This window comes from Streptomyces anatolicus (assembly GCF_019400875.1).
In the GTDB taxonomy this organism is placed as follows: Bacteria; Actinomycetota; Actinomycetes; order Streptomycetales; family Streptomycetaceae; genus Streptomyces; species Streptomyces anatolicus.
The window spans coordinates 1-5,152 of the sequence record NZ_WMBF01000452.1 but is presented as its reverse complement, the minus strand read 5'-3'; the positions used below and the strand labels follow the sequence as shown (position 1 = coordinate 5,152).

The following is a 5,152-nucleotide window of genomic DNA, read 5'->3' as shown; positions in this document are numbered from 1 at the left end:
TCCCTGGACACCCCGTAAGGAGCCCATGCGTCACGACGAACCGGCCTGGACGCCGCCGCCCCAGGCCCCCGGCCAGGAGCCGCCGCGCCAGATGCGCCGCATCCTCCGCCTCTTCCGCCCCTACCGAGGCCGTCTCGCGGTCGTGGGCCTGCTGGTCTGCGCCGCCTCCCTCGTCTCGGTCGCGACCCCCTTCCTCTTGAGGGAGATCCTCGACACCGCGATCCCGCAGGGGCGCACGGGCCTGCTGAGCCTGCTCGCGCTCGGCATGATCCTCAGCGCGGTGGTCACCAGCGTCTTCGGCGTCCTGCAGACCCTGATCAGCACCTCCGTGGGCCAGCGGGTCATGCACGACCTGCGCACGGCCGTCTACGGCCGGCTCCAGAGCATGTCCCTGGCCTTCTTCACCCGCACCCGCACGGGCGAGGTCCAGTCACGCATCGCCAACGACATCGGCGGCATGCAGGCGACCGTCACCTCCACCGCGACCTCCCTCGTCTCCAACCTCACGAGCGTGATCGCCACCATCGTTGCCATGCTCGCCCTGGACTGGCGCCTGACCGTCGTCTCGCTCCTGCTGCTCCCGGGGTTCGTGTGGATCAGCCGCCGCGTCGGCCGTGAGCGCAAGAAGATCGCGACGCAGCGCCAGAAGCAGATGGCCGCGATGGCCGCGACCGTCACGGAGTCGCTCTCCGTGAGCGGCATCGTCCTCGGCCGCACGATGGGCCGCGCCGACTCGCTCACCAAGTCCTTCGCGGACGAGTCCGAGCGGTTGGTCGACCTGGAGATCCGGTCGAACATGGCGGGGCGCTGGCGGATGGCCGTCATCTCGATCGTGATGGCCGCGATGCCCGCCGTCATCTACTGGAGCGCGGGCCTCGCCTTCCAGATGGGCGGCCCGACCGTCTCGATCGGCACGCTCGTCGCCTTCGTCTCGCTCCAGCAGGGCCTGTTCCGGCCGACCGTGAGCCTGCTCTCCACCGGCGTGCAGATCCAGACCTCGCTCGCGCTCTTCCAGCGCATCTTCGAGTACCTCGACCTGCCCGTCGACATCAGCGAGCCCGAGAAGCCGGTCCGCCTCGACACGATCAAGGGCGAGGTCCGCTTCGAGAACGTCGAATTCCGCTACGACGAGCACGCTGAGCGCGCCGAGCACGAGGGATACGAGGGATACGAGGGGCACGAGGGGCACGCCGAGCGCGACGGGCACGGTCCGAAGTCCCGGCCCACGCTCCAGGGCATCGACCTCGTGATCCCGGCCGGCGGCAGCCTCGCCGTGGTCGGGGCCACCGGCTCCGGCAAGTCGACCCTGAGCCACCTCGTCCCCCGGCTGTACGACGTCACGGGCGGCCGCGTCACCCTCGACGGCGTCGACGTGCGCGACCTGGACTTCGACACCCTCGCCCGCGCGGTCGGCGTGGTCTCCCAGGAGACGTACCTCTTCCACGCCTCCGTCGCCGACAACCTCCGCTTCGCCAAGCCCGACGCCACCGACGAGGAGCTTGTCGCCGCGGCCCGCGCCGCCCAGATCCACGACCACATCGCGTCCCTGCCCGACGGGTACGACACGGTCGTCGGCGAGCGCGGCCACCGCTTCTCCGGGGGCGAGAAGCAGCGCCTCGCCATCGCCCGCACCATCCTGCGCGATCCGCCGGTCCTCATCCTCGACGAGGCGACCAGCGCCCTGGACACCCGCACCGAGCGGGCCGTGCAGGAGGCCATCGACGCCCTGTCCGCCGACCGGACCACCCTCACCATCGCCCACCGGCTCTCCACGGTCCGCGGCGCCGACCAGATCGTGGTCCTGGACGGCGGGCGCACCGCCGAGCGCGGCACGCACGAGGAGCTGCTGGCGCGCGACGGGCGTTACGCGGCGCTCGTCCGCAGGGACGCCCAACTGGAGCCGACGCCATAAAGATATGCCGGAAATAACCGTATTTACGGGTTAATGTGCCCACATGCAGACCAAGACTCCGCGACGGGGAACGATTCGACTGACGCGGCGGGGCCGGATCGCCCTGATCGCGACCGGAGCCGTCGCGGCGGCCACCGCCGTGGCGGTGCCGCTGCTGCTTCCGGACGACAACGCGCGGCCCCGGACCCTGACCATCCCCGAGGGCTGGCGCTCGGGCCAGGTGTACGCGGCCGTGGACAAGGCCCTCAAGGTGCCCGCGGGCACCACGAAGAAGGCCCTGCCCAAGGCCGACCTCAAGCTCCCCAGTGACGCCGGGGGCAACCCCGAGGGGTACCTCTTCCCGGCGACCTATCCGATCAGTTCCCAGTCGACGCCGGCGTCCGTCCTGTCGTACATGGTGAACACGGCCAACGAGAAGTTCAGCGGCGGCCACGTCACGGCGGGCGCCGACCGCAACGCGGTGAACGTCTACCAGACCGTCACCATCGCGAGCATGATCGAGGCGGAGGCGGGCTCCAAGGAGGACATGGGCAAGGTGGCCCGCGTCATCTACAACCGCCTCGACCAGGGCATGCCCCTGCAGATGGACTCCACCATCAACTACGCGCTCAACCGTTCGACGCTGGCCACCAGCGACCGCGACACGAGGGTGAACAGCCCGTACAACACCTACGCGCGCATGGGCCTGCCGCCCACCCCCATCGGCAACCCGGGCGAGGAGGCGATGCGCGCGGCGATCAGCCCGACCCCGGGGAACTGGCTGTACTTCGTGACGGTGAAGCCGGGTGACACGCGCTTCACGGCGGACTTCGGGGAGCACCAGAAGAACGTCGTGGAGTTCAACCGGAACACCTGACGGGCGGCGGACTACCACGTCGCCGGTCCCTCGAACGCGCGGGCCCGTATCCGATCAGGCGGCGGTCCGTGCCATGAGCCGAGGGGGCACGATCAGGTCGGCCGCCATCGCCGCCTGGACGTCCTGGACCGTCACCGCGGGCGCCAGCTCCGCCAGTTCGAACCCGTCGGGCGTGACATCGAGGACCGCGAGGTCGGTGATGACGCGCTGGACCACACCACGGCCGGTGAGCGGAAGCGTGCACCGCTCCACGAGCTTGGGGCTGCCGTCCTTCGCTGTGTGCTCCATGAGCACGATGACCCGCCGGGCCCCGTGCACCAGGTCCATGGCGCCGCCCATGCCCTTGACCACCTTGCCCGGGATCATCCAGTTGGCGAGGTCACCGTGGGCGGAGACCTGCATGGCGCCGAGGACGGCGGCGTCGATGTGGCCGCCGCGGATCATGCCGAAGGAGAGCGCGGAGTCGAAGAACGAGGCCCCCGGCAGCGTGGTCACCGTTTCCTTGCCCGCGTTGATCAGGTCGCTGTCGACCTCGTCCTCGGTCGGGTAGGGCCCCACGCCGAGGATGCCGTTCTCCGACTGGAGCACCACTTCGACGCCGGGCGGCAGGTAGTTGGGGATGAGGGTGGGCAGACCGATGCCGAGATTGACGTATGTGCCATCGGTCAGTTCCCGGGCGGCCCGGGCGGCCATCTGCTCGCGGGTGAGCGCCATGTCAGGCACCGACTTCCTGCTGGTCACGGACGGTGCGGCGTTCGACGCGCCGCTGGGCTGCGGGGTCACCGGGGTGGACGCGGACCACGCTCTGGACGTACACGCCGGGCAGGTGGATCTCGTCCGGATCCAGCTCGCCGGGTTCGACCAGGTGCTCGACCTCAGCGATCGTGATCTTGCCCGCCATCGCCGCCAACGGGTTGAAGTTGCGGGCGGAGGAGTGGAAGACCAGATTGCCGTGGCGGTCGCCGAGGGTGGCGCGGACCAGCGCGTAGTCGGTGGTGATGCTCTCCTCCAGCAGGTACTCGGTGCCGTCGAAGACGCGACTCTCCTTGGGCGGTGAGGCCACCGCCACGGCGCCGTCCGGGCCGTAGCGCCAGGGCAGTCCGCCGTCGGCGATCTGGGTACCGGCGCCGGCCGGTGTGTAGAAGGCGGGTATGCCCGCGCCCCCGGCACGCAGTCGCTCGGCGAGGGTGCCCTGCGGCACCAGCTCCACCTCCAGCTCCCCGCTGAGGTACTGCCGGGCGAATTCCTTGTTCTCGCCCACGTACGAGCTGGTCATCCGGGCGATCCGGCCCGCCCGCAGGAGCAGGCCGAGCCCCCAGTCGTCCACACCGCAGTTGTTGGAGACGATCTTCAGCCCGGAGGTGCCCTCGCGCAGCAGCGCGTCGATCAATGCGCTCGGTATGCCGCAGAGACCGAATCCGCCGACGGCGAGTGATGCCCCGTCGGGGATGCCTCTCACCGCTTGGGCGACGTCCGCGACCGTCTTGTCCAGACCCATGCGACCTCTCTTCGTCGTTGATGCTGCTCGACCGAGCCGACGCTGAGCCTAGGAATCCCGGACCGCCTCTCACCATGGTTGCCGGTCACATACCGAGAGGCCCCTCTATGGGAGACCGTGTGCGCGCACGGGGAGAGCAGCTGCCGGACGAGAGGCCGTCGCCCTGGCCGCCGTATAGCAGTGATCGCCTGTCCCGGGGCCGTCATCGTGGCGGGCGCGCCCATATCCGCCGCGTGCCGCGCCCGCCTAGCCTCCGCCCGTTGCCAGTCCGCCCAACGGAGGTACCCCATGGCTCCGACCCGCACCACCACAAGCACACGACCACGTACGCGCACCACCACCCTCGCCGCCCTGCTCCTGGCCTCGCTGTCCTTCGCGCCCACGGCGAGCGCCACGCCCGCCGACGCGAGCCCCGCACGGAACCCTCACTGCGCGGGCCTGGCACGGGTGGCCGTTCCCGGCGCCGCGCACCAGCGGGCCGACTGCCTGGAGGAGCTGACCACGGCAGGGACCGTGGGATCCGGGCACACCGATCCGGCCGACTGGGCGGGACTGACCCCGAAGGGCCTCGCGACCCCGAGTGGTGTGCCCGGCATCCAGATCGACGGCTACTTCCCCGACAGCTCCACCACCAACACCAACCACGGCTGGAACCACGACGCGCAGTTCGTCATCCGGCTTCCGGACCGCTGGAACGGCGACCTGGTCGTGGCGGGCACCCCGGGCAACCGCGAGCAGTACGCCAACGACCGGGCCATAGCCGACTGGGTCCTGTCCCGCGGCTACGCCTACGCCGCGACCGACAAGGGCAACACCGGGCTCGCCTTCCACCGCGACGGCGACCGGCCGGGCGAGGCCATCGCCGAGTGGAACACCCGCATGACCC

Annotated in this window: 4 protein-coding genes and 1 pseudogene; 3 read left to right on the top strand and 2 right to left on the bottom strand. The window is 70.5% G+C overall.

The features are described from left to right. Positions 1–25: 25 nt before the first annotated feature. Both GKQ77_RS27215 and mltG read left to right on the top strand, forming a co-directional pair. Positions 26–1,912: an ABC transporter ATP-binding protein gene (locus tag GKQ77_RS27215; protein WP_219691579.1), complete on the top strand. Its 1,887-nt coding sequence runs from the start codon at positions 26–28 to the stop codon at positions 1,910–1,912. Positions 1,913–1,955: 43 nt separating this feature from the next. Beyond that, positions 1,956–2,768, top strand: coding sequence for an endolytic transglycosylase MltG (gene mltG, locus GKQ77_RS27210; protein ID WP_219691578.1), 813 nt, complete (start codon positions 1,956–1,958; stop codon positions 2,766–2,768). A 54-nt stretch (positions 2,769–2,822) separates the two neighbouring features. Here mltG and GKQ77_RS27205 read toward each other — a convergent pair whose 3' ends face one another. Both GKQ77_RS27205 and GKQ77_RS27200 read right to left on the bottom strand, forming a co-directional pair. Continuing rightward, entirely contained in the window at positions 2,823–3,482 is a 660-nt protein-coding gene (locus tag GKQ77_RS27205) for a CoA transferase subunit B (RefSeq protein WP_219691577.1), read from the bottom strand. Position 3,483: 1 nt separating this feature from the next. Continuing rightward, a complete protein-coding gene (locus tag GKQ77_RS27200; protein WP_219691576.1) occupies positions 3,484–4,266 on the bottom strand; it encodes a CoA transferase subunit A in 783 nt (260 codons plus the stop codon). 288 nt (positions 4,267–4,554) lie between these two features. Between GKQ77_RS27200 and GKQ77_RS27195 the strand changes: the two are divergent. Beyond that, positions 4,555–5,152: pseudogene (locus GKQ77_RS27195) on the top strand (tannase/feruloyl esterase family alpha/beta hydrolase); the annotation flags it as partial.